The sequence below is a fragment of the Mycolicibacterium aubagnense genome (assembly GCF_010730955.1).
GTDB classification, from domain to species: Bacteria; Actinomycetota; Actinomycetes; order Mycobacteriales; family Mycobacteriaceae; genus Mycobacterium; species Mycobacterium aubagnense.
In genome coordinates this window covers 5,460,334-5,483,087 of the sequence record NZ_AP022577.1, presented here as the reverse complement: position 1 = coordinate 5,483,087, position 22,754 = coordinate 5,460,334, and the positions used below count along the sequence as shown (strand labels likewise).

The 22,754-nt window shown below is 66.8% G+C and carries 20 protein-coding genes; 6 read left to right on the top strand and 14 right to left on the bottom strand.

Annotated elements, in window-relative coordinates; genetic code table 11:
* The first annotated feature begins 22 nt into the window (after positions 1-22).
* From G6N59_RS26210 to G6N59_RS26200, 3 genes are read left to right on the top strand one after another with little or no spacing between them, the layout of a single operon-like run.
* Complete coding sequence (locus G6N59_RS26210; RefSeq protein ID WP_138229838.1) at positions 23-349, top strand: ArsR/SmtB family transcription factor; 327 nt, start codon at positions 23-25, stop codon at positions 347-349.
* Complete coding sequence (locus G6N59_RS26205) at positions 336-863, top strand: SRPBCC family protein (RefSeq protein ID WP_138229837.1); 528 nt, start codon at positions 336-338, stop codon at positions 861-863. Before G6N59_RS26210 ends, G6N59_RS26205 begins: the two co-directional genes overlap by 14 nt.
* Before the next feature lie 9 nt (positions 864-872).
* On the top strand, positions 873-1,508 hold the full coding sequence (locus G6N59_RS26200) for a flavodoxin family protein (RefSeq protein ID WP_138229836.1): 636 nt from the start codon (positions 873-875) through the stop codon (positions 1,506-1,508).
* On the opposite strand, the gene G6N59_RS26195 is transcribed toward G6N59_RS26200, so the two are convergent.
* From G6N59_RS26195 to G6N59_RS26180, 4 genes are all read right to left on the bottom strand, one after another.
* A complete protein-coding gene (locus G6N59_RS26195; RefSeq protein ID WP_138229835.1) occupies positions 1,492-2,865 on the bottom strand; it encodes an FAD-containing oxidoreductase in 1,374 nt (457 codons plus the stop codon). The genes G6N59_RS26200 and G6N59_RS26195 overlap by 17 nt on opposite strands.
* Entirely contained in the window at positions 2,855-3,355 is a 501-nt protein-coding gene (locus G6N59_RS26190; RefSeq protein WP_138229834.1) for a DUF4126 family protein, read from the bottom strand. Before G6N59_RS26190 ends, G6N59_RS26195 begins: the two co-directional genes overlap by 11 nt.
* Positions 3,356-3,416: 61 nt before the next feature.
* Positions 3,417-4,262, bottom strand: a complete 846-nt coding sequence (gene hisG, locus G6N59_RS26185; RefSeq protein WP_138230059.1) for an ATP phosphoribosyltransferase — start codon at positions 4,260-4,262, stop codon at positions 3,417-3,419.
* 20 nt (positions 4,263-4,282) lie between these two features.
* Complete coding sequence (locus G6N59_RS26180; RefSeq protein ID WP_029118502.1) at positions 4,283-4,564, bottom strand: phosphoribosyl-ATP diphosphatase; 282 nt, start codon at positions 4,562-4,564, stop codon at positions 4,283-4,285.
* Positions 4,565-4,737: 173 nt separating this feature from the next.
* On the opposite strand from G6N59_RS26180, the gene G6N59_RS26175 reads away from it, so the two are divergent.
* Positions 4,738-6,141: an HNH endonuclease signature motif containing protein gene (locus G6N59_RS26175; protein ID WP_163911777.1), complete on the top strand. Its 1,404-nt coding sequence runs from the start codon at positions 4,738-4,740 to the stop codon at positions 6,139-6,141.
* Between the two features lie 122 nt (positions 6,142-6,263).
* Here the strand turns inward: G6N59_RS26175 and G6N59_RS26170 are convergent, their stop codons facing one another.
* The 3 genes from G6N59_RS26170 to metH all read right to left on the bottom strand — a co-directional run bounded on the left by G6N59_RS26170 (position 6,264) and on the right by metH (position 12,269).
* The gene (locus tag G6N59_RS26170) at positions 6,264-7,718 is read right to left on the bottom strand and encodes a sugar porter family MFS transporter (protein ID WP_138229824.1); all 1,455 of its coding nucleotides are present in this window, start codon (positions 7,716-7,718) and stop codon (positions 6,264-6,266) included.
* 76 nt (positions 7,719-7,794) lie between these two features.
* Entirely contained in the window at positions 7,795-8,460 is a 666-nt protein-coding gene (locus tag G6N59_RS26165; RefSeq protein WP_138229823.1) for an HAD family hydrolase, read from the bottom strand.
* Positions 8,460-12,269: a methionine synthase gene (gene metH / locus G6N59_RS26160; protein ID WP_138229822.1), complete on the bottom strand. Its 3,810-nt coding sequence runs from the start codon at positions 12,267-12,269 to the stop codon at positions 8,460-8,462. The genes G6N59_RS26165 and metH overlap by 1 nt, the downstream gene beginning before the upstream one ends.
* A gap of 245 nt (positions 12,270-12,514) precedes the next feature.
* Between metH and G6N59_RS26155 the strand changes: the two genes are divergently transcribed.
* Entirely contained in the window at positions 12,515-13,393 is an 879-nt protein-coding gene (locus G6N59_RS26155) for a PAC2 family protein (RefSeq protein WP_138229821.1), read from the top strand.
* Positions 13,394-13,540: 147 nt separating this feature from the next.
* Here G6N59_RS26155 and G6N59_RS26150 read toward each other — a convergent pair whose 3' ends face one another.
* The 4 genes from G6N59_RS26150 to G6N59_RS26135 are packed head-to-tail and all read right to left on the bottom strand — an operon-like array spanning position 13,541 to position 17,768.
* A complete protein-coding gene (locus G6N59_RS26150) occupies positions 13,541-14,962 on the bottom strand; it encodes a DUF1254 domain-containing protein (RefSeq protein WP_138229820.1) in 1,422 nt (473 codons plus the stop codon).
* Positions 14,963-14,964: 2 nt separating this feature from the next.
* Positions 14,965-15,840, bottom strand: a complete 876-nt coding sequence (locus tag G6N59_RS26145) for an SDR family oxidoreductase (RefSeq protein WP_138229819.1) — start codon at positions 15,838-15,840, stop codon at positions 14,965-14,967.
* A 31-nt stretch (positions 15,841-15,871) separates the two neighbouring features.
* A complete protein-coding gene (mshC, locus tag G6N59_RS26140; RefSeq protein ID WP_138229818.1) occupies positions 15,872-17,131 on the bottom strand; it encodes a cysteine--1-D-myo-inosityl 2-amino-2-deoxy-alpha-D-glucopyranoside ligase in 1,260 nt (419 codons plus the stop codon).
* Between the two features lie 58 nt (positions 17,132-17,189).
* On the bottom strand, positions 17,190-17,768 hold the full coding sequence (locus G6N59_RS26135; protein WP_138229817.1) for a tRNA-specific adenosine deaminase: 579 nt from the start codon (positions 17,766-17,768) through the stop codon (positions 17,190-17,192).
* Between the two features lie 67 nt (positions 17,769-17,835).
* On the opposite strand from G6N59_RS26135, the gene G6N59_RS26130 reads away from it, so the two are divergent.
* Entirely contained in the window at positions 17,836-18,417 is a 582-nt protein-coding gene (locus tag G6N59_RS26130) for a nucleotidyltransferase family protein (RefSeq protein WP_163911774.1), read from the top strand.
* Here the strand turns inward: G6N59_RS26130 and G6N59_RS26125 are convergent.
* From G6N59_RS26125 to G6N59_RS26115, 3 genes are read right to left on the bottom strand one after another with little or no spacing between them, the layout of a single operon-like run.
* Positions 18,396-19,505, bottom strand: coding sequence for an XdhC family protein (locus tag G6N59_RS26125; protein WP_306789647.1), 1,110 nt, complete (start codon positions 19,503-19,505; stop codon positions 18,396-18,398). The two genes, G6N59_RS26130 and G6N59_RS26125, sit on opposite strands and share 22 nt — an antisense overlap.
* 2 nt (positions 19,506-19,507) lie before the next feature.
* Positions 19,508-19,990 carry a nucleoside deaminase gene (locus tag G6N59_RS26120; RefSeq protein ID WP_138229816.1) on the bottom strand — a complete coding sequence of 161 codons (483 nt, stop codon included), beginning with the start codon at positions 19,988-19,990 and terminating at the stop codon, positions 19,508-19,510.
* Positions 19,987-22,725: a molybdopterin-dependent oxidoreductase gene (locus G6N59_RS26115; protein WP_138229815.1), complete on the bottom strand. Its 2,739-nt coding sequence runs from the start codon at positions 22,723-22,725 to the stop codon at positions 19,987-19,989. The genes G6N59_RS26120 and G6N59_RS26115 overlap by 4 nt, the downstream gene beginning before the upstream one ends.
* Positions 22,726-22,754 lie beyond the last annotated feature (29 nt).

The window sequence follows — 22,754 nt, the reverse complement described above, 5'->3', positions numbered from 1 at the left end:
GATGAGTAGGCATACTGGCCTCATGGACGTCTTCGAAGCGGTCGCCGAACCGAACCGGCGCGCGCTGCTCGACGTACTCGCCGAAGGTGAACGCACGGCAGGTGAACTCGTCGCCACCCTCCCCGGACTGACCCAACCGACGGTCTCCCGCCACCTCCGGGTGTTGCGCGAGGTCGGGCTGGTCGAGGTGCGGCCCGACGCCCAACGACGTATCTACGCGCTGCGGGCCGACGGCCTCGTCGCGATGGACCAGTGGATCGAACGCTACCGCCGGTACTGGACCAGCCATCTGGACGCCATTGAGCGTCATCTGGATTCGACATTCGAGGAGGAACATGGCAGCCGCTGAACTCGAGGGCGTCGTCACCGTCGAGGGCGACCGCGCGACACTGACATTCGAACGGCGCCTGCGCCATCCCGTCGAGCGGGTATGGGCCGCGATCACCGAGCCCGCGCATCGTGACATCTGGATGGGCAAGACCGCAATCGACGGCCGCGTGGGCGGCTCGATCGAGACGGTCGCCTCCGGGCCGCCCGTGCCGCCGGAGATGAAGCGCATGACGGGTCGCATCCTCGTCTGGGATCCGCCGCACGTATTCGAGCACGAATGGCACCAGCAGATCGTCGAACCCGGCGTCGTCCGTTACGAACTCACCGCCGACGGCAGCGGCACGCTGCTCCGGATGACGCATCGCGGCCTCGGCGTGCCCAACGCCAACGGATTCCGGCCCGGCACGCAGGCTTTCCTGGACCGGCTGCAGGCACTACTTGACGGCACGCCACTCCCCGGCTGGCTGGAGCGATATGCAGAGATCGCCGGACACAGCCCGCTCGACGCCCCGCCCACAAACCCGAACGCTTAGGAGAACATGATGTCGGACAATGTTTTTCACGCCGCCCCGTCGGTGGTGATCGCCTACCAATCCGGATTCGGACACACCGCGGTTCTGGCCGAGGCAGTCGCGGCTGGAGCCCGGGCCACGGGCGCGGTCGTCACCCCCATCCGGTTGGGCGATCTCACAGACGACGACTGGCAGACCCTCGATGCGGCCGACGCGATCATCTTCGGAACCGCCACCTACATGGGCAATGTGTCGGCGGGGTTCCAGATGTTCGCCGAGCAGACGGGCCGGCGCTGCCAGCAGGGCACGTGGGGCGACAAGGTCGCAGCAGGCTTCACCAACTCGGGTTCCAAGAGTGGCGACAAACTCAATTCGCTTGTCTCACTGGCAATTTTCGCCGCACAGCATCACATGCACTGGGTGAATTTGGGCCTGGGCCCCGGGTGGAATCACTCCGCTGCCAGTGAGAGTGACCTCAACCGGTTGGGCTTCTGGTTGGGCGCTGCGGCAGCAACGGACGTCGACGCGAACCCCGACGAAGTGCACCCCTCCGATGTCGCGACGTGCGAGCACCTGGGCCGGCGGGTCGCCGAGGTCACCCAACAACTGGTCGCCGGACGCGCTGCGGCGCAGGCTATTACGGAAGCAGTTACGGCAGGGGCCTGAGCCCCTCGAGCATGGTGGGCACCAGCTCGGCGACCGTCGGGTGGATGTGCACGGTGTGCGTCATGGTGGTGTATGGGGCTTTCGCGGCCATCAGGTCGAGGATGCAGTGCACCACCTCGTCGCCGCCGACGCCGAGAATGGACGCGCCGAGAATCTGGTTGGTCTCGGCGTCCACCACGACCTTCATGAAGCCCTGGGTCTCCCCTTTTTCGACCGCCCGGCCGACGCGCGTCATCGGACGCTTACCCACCAACGCTTTTCGTCCTGACGCCCGGACCTGAGCCTCGGTCATCCCGGCCCGGCCCAGCGGCGGATCGATGTACAGCGCGTAGGTCGGAATGCGGTCGCTGACCCGGCGCGGTTCATTGTCGAGCAGATTCGCCGCGACGATCTCGAAGTCGTTGTACGACGTGTGGGTGAACGCGCCCTTGCCGTTGCAGTCCCCCATGGCCCAGATGTGGTCGACGGTGGTCCGAAGCTGATCGTCGACGGTGACGTATCCCCTGGAGTCCGTTGCCACCCCGATCTTTTCGAGGCCGAGGTCGTCGGTGTTGGGCACGCGCCCGACGGCGACCAGTAGGTGCGATCCGGACACAACGGCGCTACCGGTGCTGACTGCCACGCCGTCGCCGTCGCGCGATACCCGGATGTCGTTGGCGTCCAGGTGGATTGTGATGCCCTCACGTTCGAGGATGTCTTTGATCGCGGCGCAGACGTCGTCGTCCTCGCGCGAGGCCAGCCGCGGTCCGCGTTCGACCACCGTGACCTCGGCGCCGAACCGGCGGAACATCTGCGCGAACTCGAGACCGATGTAACTTCCGCCGATGATCACCAGATGGTCTGGCACCGTGTCGAGTTCGAGGATGCCGACATTGGTCAGGTACTCGACGTCGGCGAGTCCGGGGATGTCGGGGGCGGTCGCACGCCCGCCGGTGTTGAGGAATATCCGTTCGGCGGTGAGCTTCTGGTCGCCGACCTGGAGTGTGTGCGGGTCGAGAAAACGTGCGTGTCCGCGGACCAGCGTGCAGCCGTCCATGCCTTCGAGCCAGCTTTCGACGCCCTCGCGGTCCGCGGTGACGATCCCATCCTTGCGGCCCATGACTTTTGCGATGTCGACGGTCACGTCGCCAGTGCTGATGCCGTATTCGGCACCACGACGGGCCAGGTGTGCGGCATATGCACTCGCGACCAGCGTCTTGGTCGGGATACAGCCGTAGTTCACGCAGGTGCCGCCGACGAGCTTTCGCTCGACAACGGCGACGGTGTGGCCGGCGTCGACCAGCCTGCCGGCCAGCGGCGGCCCGGCCTGCCCTGCGCCGACAATGATGGCGTCGAATGCCTTGATCTCAGCCGACATACGGACCGATCGCACTCAGGGTGAAGGCTGCTACCGCGAAGCCGCCGGCGACCGCGATGACGTCCTCCGCAATCGCCACCGGCAGGTCGTGTCCACCATTGCGCGCCACCAGGATTCGGCGAGCGTGGAAACCGGCCATAGTCCCGATAACCGCGCCGATCATTCCGGCACCCGTGCCGATGAAAGTGTGGTGCCAGCCGGCGCCGATGACCGCACCCGCGAACGCGCCGGTGAATAGCCGAGCCCCGAACTGGGCCGGCACGGTCCGGGGCGGTGTCGAAGGCAACTGGTCGGTGATCAACTCGACCACCAGCAGAATGGTCAGCACCGTGACGGTGATCCAGTGGCCGACCCAGCCAGCCCAGGTGCCCGCGAGCGGCAACCAGCCGAGCTTGGCGCCCCACGCCACCACCGCGGGTGGAGTGAGCGCCCGTAGCCCGGCAACCACACCGATGAGTAAGGCGAACAGCAGTATCAGCGCTTGCGTCACGTGACCCTCCAGTCGGAAGTGCAGGTTGGCGAACCTACGGGGACGCTAACACCGGTACGGGTCAGAAGCGACAGAACCGAATGTCGGACGCCAGGATTGCCTTGGCCCCGATGACGGTCAGCTCGTCCATGATGGCGTTGACCTGGCGGCGTGGGACCAGAGCGCGAACAGCGACCCAGTCGGCGTCCGCCAGCGGTGCGATGGTCGGCGATTCGAGGCCCGGCGTGATGGCCGTCGCCTGCTCCAAAACGGTGCGGGGGCAGTCGTAATCGAGCATCAGGTACTGCTGCCCGAACACGACACCCTGGATGCGGGCGGCAAGCTGGTCGCGGGCGGCGTCGGGCGCGACATCAGCGCGCTCGATCAACACGGCCTCCGAATCACACAGCGATTCGCCGAAGGCCACCAGGTTGTGCAGCGCCAACGTCCGGCCGGAACCGACGACGTCGGCGATGGCATCGGCCACCCCGAGCTGGATCGAGATCTCCACCGCGCCGTCGAGGCGGATCACGGTCGCCTCAATTCCCTTGTCGGCCAGGTCTTTCCGCACCAAGTTCGGGTAGGCGCTGGCGACGCGCTTACCCGCCAGGTCGGCAACCGTCCAGTCCCGGCCGGCGGGCGCGGCGTAACGGAACGTCGACGACCCGAAGCCCAGGGCCAGCCGCTCACTGACCGGAGCCATCGATTCAGCGGCCAGGTCGCGGCCGGTGATGCCGAAGTCCAACTGCCCGGACCCCACGTAGATGGCAATGTCCTTGGGCCGCAGGAAGAAGAACTCGACCTTGTTCACCGGATCGACAACCGTCAGATCCTTGGGATCGGTGCGTCGGCGGTATCCGGCCTCGGACAGGATGTGGGCGGCCGACTCACTGAGCGCGCCCTTGTTCGGGACGGCGACGCGGAGCAGGCCGTTGGACGATGCGCCGGTCACAGCTTGCCGTACACGTCGTCGAGGGTGAGGCCACGCTTGATCATCAACACCTGCGTCCAGTACAGGAGCTGGCTGATCTCGCCCGCCAGCTCGTCGTCGCTCTCGTGTTCAGCGGCGATCCATACCTCGCCGGCCTCTTCGATGATCTTCTTGCCCAGATGATGCACCCCGGCGTCCAACGCCGCGACGGTGCCGCTGCCGGCCGGCCGGGTCTGCGCTCGCTCACTGAGCTCGGCGAATAGCGCATCGAAGGTCTTCACGGGCTGCAATTGTTTCACGCTGCCGACCTCGGCTGCGAATGAGTGCCGGTCGAGCCCTCGGCGGCCGTTCTTGACCCCGCCCTCCAAGCCTCTGAAAAACTTTGGTCACTTTGTTTACGCTGGTCACAGTAGGTGACTAGCGCCCCATCTGGCACGCCCACTTGTCGGTGCATCGAACTAGTGTTCGAAGTATGGGATTGACCGATCCGGACCTCGTCGAAGAGGTCTACACCGACCTCGACGCCGCGGTGGCCCGGGTCGCTGCCCTCGATTACACCGAACTCGGGGTGCCGGAACTGCTGGAATTACAGTCCCACCGCGAACGATTGCGGTGTGCCGCCGAAGCGGTCGATCACCGCATCCTGGCCGCCCTGACCACCCAAACCACCCCGAAAGAGATCGGGGCGAAGAACTGGGCCGACGTGCTGCGGATTCGCTTGCGCATCTCCGCCACGGAAGCCCGGCGCCGGGTCCGCGACATGGAGAACCTGGGCCCACGGTCAGGGCTCACCGGGGAAGCGTTGCCACCACGATGGGAGTCCGCCGCAGCCGCGCAGGCCGCCGGAGCGATCAACACCGAGCACATCGCGGTGATCGGCAACTTCATCGCGAATCTGCCCACCCGGGTCGACCTCACCACCCAAACCCAGTGCGAACAGACACTGACCGCCGGAGCCCGACACCAAACCCCCGAAGAACTCCGGGCCGCAGCCCACCAATTGCGCTACCTGCTCGACCAAGACGGGCCACTACCCGATGACGCCGAACGCGCCCGCAAACGCAGCGTCCGCATCGGCAAACAGCAACCCGACGGCATGTCCAAAGTCGACGGCTGGCTCGACCCCCAAGCCCGCGCCACCCTCGAAGCCGTCCACGCCAAACTCGGCGCCCCCGGCATGTGCAACCCCGCCGACCCCACCCCGTGCCAGTCCGGCACACCCAGCCAAGCCCAGATCGACAATGACACCCGCAGCACCGAACAACGCAACCACGACGCCCTCGCCGCCACGGGCCGTATCACCCTCGGCACCGACCTCGGCAACCACAACGGCCTACCCGTCACCATCGTGGTCACCACCACCCTGACCGAACTCCAACAGGGAACGGGGACCGCCCTCACCCACACCGGCACCAAACTCCCCATCCCGGACCTGATCCGGATGGCCAGCCACGGCGCCCACCACTACCTCGCGGTCTTCGACCAACACACCAACATCCCGCTCTATTTGGGCCGGGCCCGGCGCACCGCCTCCGCGGGGCAACGCATCATGCTGTTCGCGCGTGATCGGGGCTGCACCCGCCCGGGCTGCACCGCCCCCGCCTCCCGCTGCCAAGCCCACCACGTCGACACCGACTGGTCCGACGGTGGCCCCACCGACATCACCAACCTCGCCCTCGCGTGCGGCTGCGACAACCGCGCCGCCCACACCGGCGGCTGGACCACCACCATGAACAACGGCCGCGCCCACTGGACCCCACCACCACTACTCGACACCGGCCAACCCCGCACCAACCACTACCACCACCCCACCCTGTACCCGGCAGAGGAAGAAGGCGGCGACGACGATAGCGAAACCGACAGTCCCACAACCTAACCGGTACAACTGCCTGACGGGTTGCGCCGTGGGATCAACGCGCGCCCTATGACGAGCGGCGGCCAGAGACCGCATCAGCCGCCTGGTGGAGATTCCACCAAAGTGGCGGCCGGATTCTGTCCCTACGTCGCCATCAGCTCGGCGTGCATATCCTCCAGCGCAACGCCCTTGGTCTCCCGCACCCACTTGGCGACGAACACCAGCGACAGGAAGGCACACAGCGCGTAGAAGCCGTACGCGACGCCCAGCATGCTGCGCAGTTCGGGGAAGCTGACGGTGATCAGCCAGTTGGCGACCCATTGACCGGCCGCGGCCAGACCCAGCGCCGCGGCACGGATGCGGTTGGGGAACATCTCCCCCAGCAGCACCCACACGACCGGCCCCCAGGACATGCCGAAGGCCACCACGAACAAGTTGGCGGCGATCAGCGCGATGGGCCCCTCGGCACCGCTCAATTGCGGTACCCCATTCACCTGCGGGGCGGTGCCGAAGATGACCGCCATGGTGGCCAGCGTCAGCGTCATCCCGGCCGAGCCGATGAGCAGCAGCGGCTTGCGGCCGATCTTGTCGATCAGCAGGATCGCCACCACGGTCGTCAGGATGTTCACCACCGAGGTGATGACGGTGATGAGGAAAGATGAGCTTTCGTCGAAACCAACGGCCTCCCACAGCACATTCGAGTAGTAGAAGATCACATTGATGCCGACGAACTGTTGGAACACCGACAGCGCCAGACCGACCCAGACGATGCCGTAGAGGCTGAAGGGTCCGCCGCCTGGCTTACACATATCGCGCCAGGAGGGCTTCTGTTCGCTCTCGAGCGTCTGCTGGATGCGACCGATCGTGATCTCCAGATTCTTCTCCCCGAGCAATGTGGTGAGCACCTTGCGGGCTTCCGGAATCCGGTGCGTGGCAACGAGATAACGCGGCGACTCAGGAATGGTGAAGGCAAGCAGGCCATACACCACGGCAGGGACGACCATCAGGATGAACATCCAGCGCCACGCCTCCAGGCCCAGCCACAGCACGTTGCCCGCGCCACCGGCCAGGTGTGCCAGCATCGCGTCGACACCCAACGACAAGAAGATGCCGCTGACGATCGCCAACTGCTGCAGGGACCCGAGCCGACCCCGGATGCTCGCCGGTGAGGTCTCCGCGATGTAGGCGGGAGCGATCACCGACGCGATACCCACGCCGAGGCCACCGATGATCCGGAACGCCACGAGCACCCAGATGTTCCATGCCACGCCCGCCCCGAGTGCGCTGATCAGGAACAGCAGTGCGGCCAGTTTCATCACTGCCAAGCGGCCGACGCGGTCGGCCAGCCGCCCAGCCGTCATGGCACCGACCGCCGCCCCGAGCAGCGCCGAGGCCACGGCAATCCCCAACGACTTGTCGTCCACCTCGAAGTACAGCTGAATCGACTTCACCGCGCCATTGATGACGGCGCTGTCATAGCCGAAGAGCAGACCGCCGAGCGCCGCTACCGACGCGATGCGCACAGCGCTGCGGCCGGAGTCGAACTCCTCGTCGTCAAAGATCGCCGATGTGTCGTCACCGACCGGACCATGGGACATCGGACGTCCTTTCGCAGCGCTGCGTGTGCGTTCAACAATCGCACAGCAGACCGCGCTACGGGACCAGAACTGGCAGCTACGAACACATTTCGTGGTAGATGTTCCGGAGGTCGGCGACCCCCAGCCCGGCCAGCGATTCGATGTGCCGGCGGCGTGGTCCGTCCGGCACCGCGACGTCGTTCGGGACGACGAGCACGACGCAACCCGCGGCGTCCGCCGACTGCGCACCGGTCACCGAATCCTCGATCGCCAGGCAGTCCTCCGCCGAAACACCCAGCAGTTCCGCGGCCCGCAGGTATGGAGCCGGATGGGGCTTCCCGTCGGGCACCTCGTCGCCGCAGACGGTGACCGTGAAGTAGTGACTACCAATGGTTTTCAGTGCCTGTTCGGTCAGCGTGCGCCGGGTGTTGGTCACCAGCGCCAGCGGAATCCCGCTGGCGGCCAACGTTTCCAACAACTCCTGCGCACCGGGCCGCCAGGGCAGCCCCTGCTCGAACAGCTCACCGGTGTAGTCGTGCAGCCAGTCCGCCGACTCGGCCATGGATTCCGGGGTCGGGTCCAGGCCGAGGTCGTCGTAGACGATGCGCATGACGTTCTCTGCCGAGCCGCCGACCGTCGTCTCCCGCACGGCATTGGTCAGCACCCCGCCCTTTCGGGCGTAGAAGGCGTGCATCGCGACGTCCCACAGCTTTTCGGAGTCGACGAGCGTGCCGTCCATGTCGAACAACACGGCCTTGAACATCAATCCTCCGGGTTGTAGCCGAGGTTGGGGGCGAGCCAGCGTTCGGCTTCCTGCATGGTCCAGCCCTTGCGTCGTGCGTAGTCGGCCACCTGGTCCTGGGCCAACCGGCCGACGACGAAGTACTGCGACTGCGGATGCGAGAAGTACCAGCCGCTGACGGCGGCGCCGGGCCACATCGCCATCGACTCGGTCAGCTCGATGCCGGTTCGCTTCGTAACGTCCAGCAGATCGAACAGCGTCGCCTTCTCGGTGTGCTCAGGGCACGCCGGGTAGCCGGGTGCCGGCCGGATGCCGACGTACTTCTCCCCGATGAGCGCCTCGTTGTCCAGCTGCTCGTCGGGCTGGTAACCCCAGAACTCCTCGCGGACCCGTTGGTGCATCCGTTCGGCGAACGCCTCGGCCAGCCGGTCGGCGAGGGACTCCAGCAGGATGGCGCTGTAGTCGTCGAGGGCGGCCTTGAACTCGGCGATCTTGTCCTGGCTGCCGAGGCCTGCGGTGACTGCGAACGCGCCGACGTGGTCGGCCAGACCGGTGTCCTTCGGCGCGATGAAGTCGCCCAGCGACCGGTTCGGGATGCCGTCACGGTGCTCGCCCTGCTGCCGAAGGTTGTGCAACGTGGTCAGCACGTCGGTACGGGCCTCATCGGTGTAGACCTCGATGTCGTCGCCGACGGCGTTCGCCGGGAAGAAGCCGATCACGCCGTTGGCGCGCAACCACTTCTCTTTGATCAGCGTGTCCAGCATCTCCTGGGCGTCGTCATACAACTTGCGGGCGGCTTCGCCCGACGCCGGGTTGTTGAGAATGTCGGGGAACTTGCCCTTCATCTCCCAGGCGTTGAAGAACGGCTGCCAGTCGATGTACTCGCGCAGCTCGGCGAGGTCGTAGTCGAGAAACTCCCGAACGCCGACACCCTGGGCGGGTACCGGCGGCGTGTAGCCGTCCCACTCGATCGGGGTTCGGTTGGCGCGGGCCTTCTCCAGCGTCAGCATCGGCCGCTCGTGCTTCTGGGCGTGCCGTTCGCGCAGGGCGGCGTAGTCCTTCTCGGTGGCCTCCATCAGCGCGGGACGCTGCTTGTCGTCGAGCAGCGCGGCCGCGACCGGCACCGAGCGGGACGCGTCCTTGACCCAGACCACCGGACCGCTGCGGCGCGGCGAAATCTTCACGGCCGTGTGCGCACGCGAGGTCGTCGCGCCACCGATCAGCAGCGGGATCTCGAGGCCTTCGCGTTCCATCTCGACGGCGAAGTTCACCATCTCGTCGAGGGATGGCGTGATCAGGCCGGACAACCCGATGATGTCGGCGTTGTGCTCCTTGGCCGCGTCCAGGATCTTCTGGGCAGGCACCATGACACCGAGGTCGATCACTTCAAAGTTGTTGCACTGCAAGACAACCCCGACGATGTTCTTGCCGATGTCGTGGACGTCACCCTTCACGGTCGCCATGATGATGGTGCCGTTGGTGTCCTTGGACGAAGAGGAGCCGGACGCTGGATCATCGCCCGTCGCTTCGCTCGCCCCGGCCTTCTCCGCCTCGATGAACGGCAACAGGTACGCGACGGCCTTCTTCATGACGCGGGCCGACTTCACGACCTGGGGCAGGAACATCTTGCCCGCACCGAAGAGGTCGCCGACGACGTTCATGCCGTCCATCAGCGGGCCCTCGATCACCTCGATCGGCCGACCACCCGCGGCGGCGATCTCGGCGCGCAGTTCCTCGGTGTCGTCGTTGACGTGGGCGTCGATGCCCTTGACGAGAGCGTGCGTGATGCGCTCGCGGACCGGCAGAGATCGCCACTCCGCAGCAGCCGCGTCGCTGGGTCCTTCCCCCTTGGTGTTGAACCGTTCGGCGATCTCCAGCAGCCGCTCGGCCGCGTCCTCGCGCCGATTCAGCACGACGTCCTCGATGCGGTCCCGCAGTTCGGGGTCGATCGAGTCGTAGGGCACCAGGGCACCGGCGTTGACGATGCCCATGTCCAGCCCGGCCTTGATGGCATGGAACAGGAACACCGCGTGGATGGCCTCGCGCACCGGGTTGTTGCCGCGGAACGAGAACGACACGTTGGAGATACCGCCCGAGATGTGTACCCCGGGCAGGTTCTCCTTGATCCAGGCGCAGGCCTCGATGAAGTCGATGCCGTAGGTCGCGTGCTCCTCGATACCGGTCGCCAGCGCGAAGCAGTTGGGGTCGAAGATGATGTCCTCGGCCGGGAAGCCGACCTCTTCGGTCAGGATCCGGTAGGCGCGCCCGCAGATCTCCTTGCGGCGCTCCAGGTTGTCGGCCTGCCCCTGCTCGTCGAAGGCCATCACGACGACGGCGGCGCCGTACTTGCGGCACAGCCGGGCCTCGCGGATGAACTTCTCCTCGCCCTCCTTCATGGAGATCGAGTTGACGATCGGCTTGCCCTGCACGTTCTTCAAGCCAGCCTCGATGACCTCGAACTTCGAGGAGTCGATCATCACCGGGACGCGGCTGATGTCGGGCTCGGCCGCGATCAACTTGGTGAAGCGGTCCATCGCGGCGACGCCGTCGATCATGCCCTCGTCCATGTTGATGTCGATGACCTGCGCACCGACCTCGACCTGTTGGAGGGCCACCGACAGGGCGGTGTCGTAGTCCTCGGCCTTGATGAGGTTGCGGAACCGCGCCGAGCCCGTGATGTTGGTGCGCTCGCCGATGTTCACGAAGAGCGAGTCTTCGGTGATGTTGAGCGGCTCCAGGCCTGAAAGCCGGGTGGCCACCGGGATCTCCGGCAGCTCGCGGGGAGCCTTGCCCTCGACGGCCTTGGCGATCTCGGCGATGTGGGGCGGCGCCGTGCCACAGCACCCGCCGACCAGGTTGACCAGACCGGCCTCGGCGAACTCCTCGATGTAGCCGGCCTGACGCTCCGGGGACTCGTCGTACTCACCAAAGGCGTTGGGGAGGCCCGCATTCGGGTAGCAGGACACAAAGGTGTCGGCAATGCGCGCCACCTCGGCGATGTAGGGGCGCATCTCCGGCGCACCCAGGGCGCAGTTGAGGCCCACCGCGAGCGGCTTGGCATGCCGGATCGCATTCCAGAACGCCTCGGTGACCTGACCGGACAGCGTCCGCCCGGAGGCGTCGGTGATGGTGCCCGAGATGATCAGCGGCCAGCGGCGTCCCCGCTGCTCGAACAGCGTCTCGACGGCGAACACCGCCGCTTTGGCGTTCAGCGAATCGAAGATCGTCTCGATGATGAGGATGTCCGCGCCACCGTCGACGAGGCCGCCCGCCGCCTCGAGGTACGCGGCGACCAGCTGGTCGTAGGAGACGTTGCGGGCGCCGGGGTCGTTGACGTCCGGCGAGATCGACGCGGTCCGCGTCGTCGGCCCCAGGGCACCGGCGACATAGCGCGGTTTCTCCGGGGTGCTGAACTCGTCGGCGGCCTGACGGGCCAGGGCGGCGCCGGCGTAGTTGAGCTCGTAGCTGAACTCTTCCATGCCGTAGTCGGAGAGCGAGACCGCGTTCGCGTTGAACGTGTTGGTCTCGAGGATGTCGGCGCCCGCCTCGAGGTACTCGCGGTGGATGCCCTCGATGATCTGCGGCTGCGTCAGGGTGAGCAGGTCGTTGTTGCCGACCAGATCGCTCGGCCAGTCCTTGAACCGCTCGCCGCGGTAGCCGGCCTCGTCGGGCCGGTCCCGCTGGATCGCCGTGCCCATCGCGCCGTCGATGACCATGATCCGCTTGCCGAGCGCAGCCGTCAGTTCGGCGGTGCAGTCGGGGCGAATGTTCGGCGTGAAGGTTTTCGACACCGAGGCGTTCACGGGGGCGTTCACGTGCATTCCTTCCATTGCGGAAGGCGTCCTTAACTCTGCCGAGCGTGGCGGATTCCGGCACCGATCCGGATCCGTTGCAACGCCTCTCGACCTCAAAGAGTCTACGTCGTCACCTGACAGGCGTTCGGACGCCCACGTTGGACAGTTGTTTGTCCAGTGCAGTCACACAAACATGGTAGGCGCGCTATCAAACCGGTTTGCCGGCCCGACCCGCCCAGGGGTAGCACTCACGGGTGCCGATAAGGGCTTACGCTGGCGGTGTGAGCCCGTCCGACCGGCCCCTACCCCAGGGCCTTGACCTGCCCGAACTGCACGATGCCGTCGTCGTCGCAGCATTCGAGGGGTGGAATGACGCCGGTGACGCCGCCAGCGACGCCCTCGAGCACCTGGATGCCATGTGGGAGGCGCGGACCATCGTCGAGATCGATGATGAGAGCTATTACGACTACCAGGTGAATCGTCCGGTGATTCGCCAGGTCGACGGTGTCACGCGCGAGCTGGTGTGGCCGTCGATGAGCATCTCCCACTGCCGCCCGCCGGGTTCGGACCGTGACGTGGTGCTCATGCACGGCGTCGAGCCGAACATGCGGTGGCGCACCTTCTGCGCCGAGCTGCTGGCAATCCTGGACAAGCTCAACGTGCAGACCGTCGTCATCTTGGGCGCGCTGCTCGCCGACACGCCGCACACTCGGCCCGTGCCGGTGTCGGGCGCCGCGTACTCCGCTGACTCGGCCAAGTTCTTCGGGCTCGAGGAGACCCGCTACGAGGGACCGACCGGCATCGCCGGGGTGTTCCAGGACGCCTGTGTGCAGGCCGGCATCCCCGCAGTGACGTTCTGGGCGGCGGTGCCGCACTACGTGTCCCAGCCGCCGTGCCCCAAGGCCACCGTCGCGCTGCTCCGCCGGGTCGAGGACGCCCTGGACGTCGAGGTGCCCCTCGGCGACCTGCCGGCACAGGCCGAGGAATGGGAAGAGTCGGTCACCGAAATGACGGCCGACGACGAAGAGATCGCCGAATACGTGCAGTCGCTGGAGGAGCGTGGCGACGCCGAGGTCGACATGACTGAGGCGCTCGGCAAGATCGACGGCGACGCGCTGGCCGCGGAGTTCGAGCGGTACCTGAAGCGCCGCGGACGGTAGCGCCCCTCTCCGCGAGCGTGCGCGTTTGCACGCAACACGCGGGTTCTGGTGTGCAATTTGCGCACGTTCGCGGCCGCCGAGCGACCCCATTTGTCCGCAATCACGCGGTGTGTCGCAAGCAAACACGCACGCTCGCGGGTGTTTTGGTTAGACCCGGACGGGCTTGGGGGCCTTCCAGGTGCCGTCGAGCGCCTCGGGTTTGGGCCAGTACAGGCGCATCGCAATGGCGAACGGCCCGGCCGGGGCCGGCAGCCAATTGGCTTCGCGGGCCGGTCCGGGCGACGTGTTCTGCAGGTTCAGCGTGATGCCGCCGTCGGGGTCTTTGATCAGGGCGGGCAGCATCGCCGAGTTGATCAGATAGCGATTGATGGGGTTGGCCACCAGCAGGCTCTGCGGCATCTCGTACATCGTCACCGACCAGAAGGCGTTGACCGGCGGCAGCTGCCCCGGGGCGAAGCGCAGCGTGTAATTGTTGGCACCGGTGAGCGGCGCACCCGTGCTGTCGTTCGCGAAGCTGGGATAGATCGCCTCGGCCGCGGTGTTGCCATAAATCCCGAGCACCGCACCGGCCATGCGATACAGGTAGTTGCCCTTGAGATCACTTGCGGTGCCGAACAATTGGGCCGCCGTCACCTCGCCGGTATCGAACTTGTCCTTCTTGAAGTCGTTGAACGCCGCCCAGGCGTCGGCCATGCCGTCCTCGACAGCCTTGCGGTTCTCGGGGGTGAGCTGGTCGGCGCGGAAGCTCCCGTCGGGGCCGACGCCGATGGCGGCGAACCGCTCACGCTTCACTTCCTCGGCAGCCTGCGCCGGCGCGAACTTCATCACGAAATTGAGGATTTCGAAGAACTTCGGCGACGTCCGCTCGTCCTGCGCCGACAGCGGTTTCACGAAGTCGATGGGCGGGGCGGGTGGCGGCGGTGGCTGCTTGAGGAACGCCGAGAGCGGCGTCACGTGGTAACCCGCCTGAATCTTCTTGACGTTCTCGAGGTCCGTCGGCCCGAACAGCTGAGTTCGGTACAGCACGAAGGCCAGATCGGTGGAGCTGCGAATCACACGCTCGACGCCCGGCGGCGTCTCGCCTCGCCAATTCGGTCCGGCCAGAAGGTAATTGCCGGGGCCGTTGCCGGTGGTGCGGCTGCCGACGTAGGCGATGTTGTAGGTGTAGCCGTCGACGAACTGCAGCGAGTAGTAGCGGCCCGCCTCGACCGGCGGGACACTGAGCACCAACGGCTCGGCGCGCAGATCGGCGCCGAGGAACGAGTACGGCGTGTCCGAGTTGGGCGTCTGGATCGCCTTGTCCTCCGGAGTGAAGACGCGAGCGACGTTGTGGATCTCGTTCCATCCGCCCTTGTACTCGGGTCCGCCCTTGTCGGCGAAGTACGAGTACTGAATCCGGTAGTTGTCGACCATCGGAAAGCCGTAGGTGTAGGCGGATTTCGCGATGGCCCGCACCTGGTCCGGAGTCGGCGGGGACGACGGCGCCGGGCTCGACGACTCGTGGTCCGCGCACCCGGTGGCCGCCAACAGCATCGCGATGAGGCCGAGGCAGAAGAATCCAACCCGCATGGTCAGTGCTTGTCGAGCTGCTCGGTGTGCGTGCTGGATGAGCGGCCGAGCGCGGCCACCTCAGCATCCATCCGGGGCAGCAGATCGGGCACGAACTTGGCCACCGGCACCTCACCGATACGCGTCGCCAGCAGCGGTCGCAGCCAGCGCAGCGCGCCGACCCAGCCGGGGCAGTTGACCCGGGTCTTCCGTCCCTCGATGCCGGCGACGAAGGCCTCGCCGCACTTGTCGACCGACGTCGTCTTGCTGATGGGCCACGGCAGCTTCGTCAGCATCTCGGCGAACGTCGACAGATCGGACTTCGAGTCGCGGACCATCGCGGTGTCGATCCAGGACATGTGCGCCGAGCCGACGTCGACGCCGCGGTAGCCGACCTCGAGGCGCAGCGCGTTGGCAAAGTGCTCGACGGCGGCTTTGGAGGCGTTGTACGGTGCCAGACCCGGAGCAGCGGTGTACGCGGCCAGCGACGACACGATGAGCACATATCCGCGGCGGTCGAGGACCGACGGCAGGGTGGCGCGCACAGTGTGGAAGACCCCGAGCACGTTGATGTCGAGCAGCCGCTTGAAAGCCTCGGGATCGACCTGCAGCACCGAACCGTAGGTCGCGATGCCGGCGTTCGCCACCACCACGTCGATGCCGCCGAAACGCTCGACGGCCGCGTCGGCGGCGGCCTGCATCGACGACAGGTCACGGACGTCGGCGACCACCGGCAGGACATCGTCACCGAGCGTGGCAGCCGTGGCGTCCAGCGCCGCCGCGTCGACGTCGATCAGCACCAGTTTGGCGCCCTTACGGTGCAACCGGCGGGCCACCTCGGCCCCGACCCCCGCAGCACCACCGGTGATGAAGACGACTTTTCCGTACACAGAACCCATATTGGCAAAAAGTACTCTCACGGCGAAGTGACTAGAGGGTCACCCCGAGCAGTGCGTCGACCGTGTCCGCGACCAACCGCGGCGAGGCCGCGTCATGCCCGCCGTACTCGAGCGCGTCCGTCGACCAACCATCAAGGGCGGCAAGTACTTTCGGGGTATCCAGGTCGTCGGCGAGGTACCGGCGGACGCGATCGAGCAGATCGGTGGCGTCCGGGCCGGCGGGCAGTGCGGTGGCGGCGCGCCAGCGCTGCAGGCGCATCTGGGCCGTGCTGAGGACCTCGGGGCTCCAGAAGCGGTCGGTGCGGTAGTGCCCGGCCATCAGACCCAGCCGGATGGCGCCCGGGTCGACGCCGTCGGCCCGCAATTGCGACACCAGCACCAGGTTGCCGCGGCTCTTGCTCATCTTGTGGCCGTCCCAGCCGATCATCCCGCCATGCACGTAATGACGGGCGAAACGCCGCTCCCCCGTTACCGATTCGGCGTGCGCGGCGGAGAACTCATGGTGCGGGAAGATCAGGTCGCTGCCGCCGCCCTGGATGTCGAAGCCCGCGCCGACGCGGTTCAGCGCGATTGCGGCGCACTCGATGTGCCAGCCCGGCCGGCCCGCACCGAACGGCGACGGCCAACTCGGCTCGCCCGGCCGCTGCACGCGCCACAGCAGGGCGTCGAGCTGGCTGGCCTTGCCGGGCCGGTCGGGATCGCCGCCACGCTCACCGAAAAGCGCCAGCATGGTGTCCCGGTCGTAGCCGGATTCGTAGCCGAACTGGGTGGTGGCGTCGGCCCGGTAATAAATGTCGGGGTACCCAGGTTCATTGGGGTCGTCGACGACGTACGCGGCACCGGAGGCCAGCAGCTTCTCGACGAGCTCGACGACCTCGGCGATGGACTCGATGGCGCCGACGTAGTCGTGCGGCGGCAGCACCCGCAGCGCGGCCATGTCCTGCCGGAACAGTTCGGTCTCGCGGTCCCCGAGGGCGCGCCAGTCGATGCCGTCGCGCTCCGCGCGCTCGAACAGCGGATCGTCGACGTCGGTGACGTTCTGCACGTACTGGACGTCGTGCCCGGCGTCGAGCCAGTAGCGGTGCACCAGATCGAACGTCAGGTAGGTGGCGGCATGACCAAGGTGCGTGGCGTCGTACGGGGTGATGCCGCACACGTACATGGTGGCCTTCGGGCCCGCCGAGACCGGCCGGACCTGACGGTCGGCGGTGTCATAGAGCCGGAGTTCGGGGCCGGCCTGTCTCGGTCGGCCCGGCAGGTTCGGGACACTGGGCGCCAGCCACGATCGCATGGCATCGACTTTAGCCGTCGCCATTTCCGCCCATCGATTCGAGCAACCAGTAGTTCGATCAGCCCAGCGGAATGTCGTTGCCCGGTTTCGACTCCTGGTACTGCTGCGAGAGTTCTTGATACCGCCGACGAATGCGCGCGATGCGCTCGTGCAGGTCGCCGCGGCGCGGTTCGGGCTCGGCACCGGCGAGCTCACCAATTCCGTACGCCGTCCAGAACGCGTTGGTTCGGCGATAGCCGCCCGGCGCCAGGCCGAACAGTTCTTTGAGGATTCGCAGATCATGCGGAATCGCGAAGCTGTCGCGCGAATCCTCGTGGCTGAACAGGTAGTAGTAATTGTCGAATCCGGCCCACGTAATCGCCGACATGCACAAAGTGCACGGCTCGTGGGTGCTCAGGAATAGCAGGTCACCCGTCGCAGGGCGGTCTGCGATCTCGTAGAACTGATTGAGCGTGTTGATCTCGCCGTGAAAAAGCGGGTTGTCCGTTTCCGCGTTGGTCCCTGCCAGCACCAATGACAGGTCCGCTTTGTGCAGCAGGGCGGCGCCGAAGACCTTGTTACCGGCAACGACCCCCTGGGCGGTCAGCGGAAGAATGTCGCACTCGATCACGTCGAGCAGTCGCGAGACGAGGTCCATCTGGAAGCTCCTCACTGATGGTTTCCTTCGGGACGGGTTTTCGCCAGAGGCGGGTATCGTCCGCCTGATGGGGCCACCTGATGATCCCCGGGTCGCCGGACTGTTGTTGGCCGCAGGCGCGGGCCGTCGGTTCGGGATGCCGAAAGCCTTGGTGCCCGGCGCAATAGAGCGCGCTGTCGACGCACTGTGGTCGGGCGGCTGCACCTCCGTTGCCGTCGCTCTGGGCGCCGGATATGAGCGTGCCGCCGCACTTGTCCCCGACACGGCGTCGATCATCGAGGTGGCGGGATGGGAGGAAGGCATCGCTGCGTCGCTGCGCGCCGGACTCTCGGCGATCGATGCAGATGCCGCCCTGATCCATTTCGTGGATCTGCCGGATGTCGGCCCGGGCGTGGTCGCGCGTCTGCGGGCGCTGGCGAATCGAGAACAGCTCGCCAGGGCGACCTACTCCGGCACGCCCGGACACCCGGTCGTGATCGGCCGCAATCACTGGACCCGGGTCATCGCCGGCGCCCGCGGCGACCACGGCGCGCGTGACTACCTGAACAGCGTTGGCGCGCTTGATGTTCCGTGCGAGGATCTGGCAACAGGAATTGACACCGACACTCCCCACGGTGAATGGCCGACTCACCGGGGTGCAGCCCGGTGATGGATATCGCCGGTGCGGTCACGCAGCGGCACGCCCGTTCCCCCGGCACGCGTGCGAATGATCTCCGCGATGACCGCGATGGCGGTCTCCTCCGGAGTTCGACCGCCCAGATCCAACCCGACCGGAGATGACAGCCGGGCCAACTGACTGTCATCGATCCCCCGCTCGCGCAGCCGGGCCACCCTCTCGTCATGGGTTCTCCGCGAACCCATCGCACCGACGAAACCGATGTCGGGCAATGCCAGAGCCACCTCGAGGACCGCAATGTCGAAGCGGTTGTCGTGCGTCAGCACGCAGATCGCGGTGCGCGCATCGATCAGTCCGGCACCGGCCTGCTGTCTGAGATATCGATCGGGCCAGTCCACGACGACCTCGTCGGCCATCGGGAACCGGTCTTTCGTCGCGAATACTCCTCGCGCATCGCATACCGTCACGCGGTAGCCGACGAATGCTGCCGCGTGCGCAACAGCGGCGACGAAGTCGGTGGCCCCGATGACGATCATCCGCGGTTTGGGCGCCAGCACGCGTACGAAGACCACATCACCGTCCGGACAGGTCAGCGTCCCGCTGGTGGTCACCGAGTCGGCGGCGCGCACCACGGCGTCGTCCAGCGCGCCGTCGCCGAGGCTGCCCTTTACCGATCGGTCGGCGATCACCAGGCGACCGCCGGGCCGGCTGTCGGGCGGGGCCGGCTCGGCAGGGCTGACGAGTGTGGCGAGGATGGCGGTCTGGCCCCGGTCGACGACTTTCCCGGCGAGTTCGAACTCGTCGACGTTCGAGGGGCCGACACGTTCCACGAAGACGTCGATGGATCCGCCGCACAGCAGGCCGACCGAGAACACCGACTCATCGCCCGCGCCATAGCTGACCAGCCGCGACTCGCCTGAGGACAGCACCTCCAGCGCCAGTTCGTACACCGCGGATTCCACGCAACCGCCACTGATGGAGCCGACGACGCTGCCGTCGCCGGCCACCACCATCGAGGCGCCGGGGTCGCGAGGCGCTGATCCGCCGGCGGCGACCACCGTGCACAACGCCACCGACTCGCCGAGCCGGGTTCGGGCCAACACTTCCTCGATGACGTCCACGATCAATACTGCACCCTGTCGCTGTTACCCAGCCACGTCAGGAACGGCAGGAAAGCCTGGTCCAGGCGGTGCTGCTGGACCGGGACGTCCCACTCGTGCCGCGGCTTGTCGAACAGCTCGTAGAACGCCCTGTCGTCGAATCCGCCGACTGCCGCGTCATGGCGGTCGGCCGCGAAGACGATCCGATCGATCCTGGCCCACAACGTGGCGGACAGGCACAGCGGGCAGGGCTCGCACGACGAGTACAGCGTGTAGCCCGCCAGGCTGTGGTTCCCGACCTGCCGGCACGCGGCCCGGATCGCCATCACCTCAGCGTGCGCGGTCGGGTCGATGTCGTGCGTAACGCGGTTCTGCCCGGTCGAAACCAGCTCACCCGCGCCGACGATCACCGCACCGAACGGCCCACCGCCGGCTTCGACGTTGGCCGTCGCCAGGTCGATCGCGACGGCGAGCCACTTCGCGTCGGCCTCGATTGAAGCGTTCATCGTGATGTTCCTTCCTGAACCTGCCGCCAGATTCGGTCCCGCGACATCGGGAGTTCGTATGGACGCACGCCGATGGCGCGACGAATCGCGTTGGCAAGAGCGGGCGCCACGGGGTTGTACGGGGATTCGCTCATCGATTTCGCGCCGTAGGGACCGAGGTCGTCGGCGGTGTCGGCGAACAGGACAGTGGTCGGCGGAATGTCGGCCATCTGGGGCACGCGGTAGGTGCGGAACGTGGGCGTCGATACCCGGCCCGCTTCATCGATCATGATCTCTTCGTAGAGCGCAGACCCGATCCCCTGGGCAACGCCGCCTTCGACCTGGCCCCGGCACTGGGCCGGATTCACGACGGTGCCTGCGTCGGCCGCGTGCACCGACTGCAGTATCTCGACCGCCCCGGTCTCGGTGTTGACCGCGACCCGAAAACCCTGCACGTTGAACGCGATCGAACGCAGTTCCCCCGTCTCGACGCCGGTCGTCTGCAGACCGTCACCCGTCCGGTACTGCGGTGGCGCGGCCGCGATGACGTCGCCGAATCGCACCAGACCCCCGGAGGTCCGCACCCCACATTCGCCCAAGTCGCCGATTTCGCCGGTCAACTCGAAGACCGTGGCCAGGATCACCTCGCGCATCTTCGACGCCGCGACGTACAGCGCCTTGCCGGCGACCGTGGTCCCCGCCGAGGCGAAGGCTCCTGTGTCATAGTCAGCCGCGTCGGTGTCGCCATTGCGCAGCGTGATCCGGTCCGGCGTGGTGGCCAGCGCGGTGGCGGCGATCTGCGTGTGCACCGTCGTGGTTCCGTTGCCGAACTCCACGGTCCCGATTCCCACCTCGTAGTCCCCGCTCGGAGTGAGCCGAACGCTGACCGAGGAGAAATGTCCGCGCGGCGCCAGCGTCGCGATTGCCGACAATGCGATGCCCTCCCCGGTGCGCCACTGTGGCCCCGGCGGAACCTCGTCGCCATCGGCACCCGACAACGCATGTTCGACGAGGTCGAGGCATTGGTCGAGCCCGTAACTGCCATAGATCAGGTCTGGTTCGGGTTCTGGATGGGCGATCAACAGGTCGTCGCCGTCGCGAACCATGTTCGTGCGCCGAATCGTGAACGGAGAGATGTCCAGCTGCAGCGCGAGCTCGTCGAGCGCGCTCTCGATCGCGAATATCACCTGACCGAGTCCATATCCGCGGAACGCGCCCGACGGCGGATTATTGGTGTAGACGGCCTCGGCATCGACGCGTTTGACGGGGCATCGGTAGACGGACACCGACTCCGCGCAGCCATGGAACATGACGCCCGGCGAATGGTTTCCGTAGGCGCCGCCGTCGCTGAGCACGGCGATCTTCATCGCGGTCAACGCTCCATCGGAGCGGGCGCCGAGCGTGACGTCGATCCGCATGGGATGGCGATACGCGGTGGCCGTGAGCTCGTCGGTCCGCGACATCTCGTAGGCGACCGGCCGCCCGGTGCGCAACACCGCGAGCGCGACGAGGTCTTCGGTGAACATCTCCTGTTTGCCGCCGAAACCGCCCCCGACCCGCGCGGTATACACCCGCAGCCGGTCTTCGGGCATGTTCAGCAGTAGGCACAGTTCCTTGCGCACCAGGAACGGAACCTGTGAGCTGGTGCGCAGGGTGAGCCGGCCGTCGTCGTCCAGCCAGCCGATGGTTCCGTGCGTTTCCAGCTGAGCATGTGTCACCCGCGCGGTCTGCCAGGTACCGCCGACGGTGACGTCGGCGTCTGCCAGTGCCTCGTCGATGTCGCCGCCGAAGCCTTCATGCATCGCCGCGATCACGTTGCGCGACGCGTCGGCGACGCCGTCGTCCGGCGTGCGGTCCGGATGCAGCAGCGGTGCGCCCGCCGACCTCGCCTCCTGCGGATCGAAGACGCACGGCAGCAACTCGTAGTCGACGACGATGCGGCGTGCCGCGTCCTCCGCCGCGGCGAGCGTGTCGGCGACAACGGCCGCGACCCGCTGTCCGATGAAGCGGACGACCGGGTCGAACACCAGGGTGTCGTCGGGGTCGTCGGTCCGCAACTCGTGACGCGCGGTCGAAAAGCGTTGCGTCGCAACGTTGAAGTGCGTCAGGATCAGTTCGACTCCCGGTACCTGCTGGGCGGCCTCGGTATCGATCGCCAGAATTCGGGCGTGGGCGTGAGGCGAACGCAGCACGGAGATGTGCAGCAGCCCAGGCACGTCGATGTCGAAGGTGTACGGCTCGCGGCCGGTGACGACGCGGCGCCCCGCGGGCGGCCGCAATGACTCCCCGATGGCCGGGGCGTCCACGGCAACGGTTTCGCCGCTGCCCGTGACGGCGGCACGGATGGCCTGCCGAATCGGCCGGTACCCGGTACACCGACACAGGTTGCCCTTCATCAGCCGGTCGAGATCGCCGAGGTCGTCCTGCTTCAGGGTCGCGGCGGTGACGATCATCCCCGCGGTGCAGAAGCCGCACTGAAAGGCGAAATTGTCACAGAACGCACGTTGCATCGGATGCAACTCATCCCCCGCACCGAGCCCGGCAACCGTGGTGACAGCGCGGCCACCCACCCGGGCGGCGGGGTAGATACAGGAATGCACCGGCACACCGTCGAGGAGGACCGCGCAGGCCCCGCAGTCGCCGGCGTCGCATCCCTTCTTGACGTCGAGGTGCCCGGTTTCCCGGAGCAAGGTTCGCAAGCACTGCCCCGGGCGAGCGTCGGCCTCGACGGTCCTGCCGTTGACGTCAAATCTCATTCGCCCGCCATTGCGCGCCACGGCGGGTG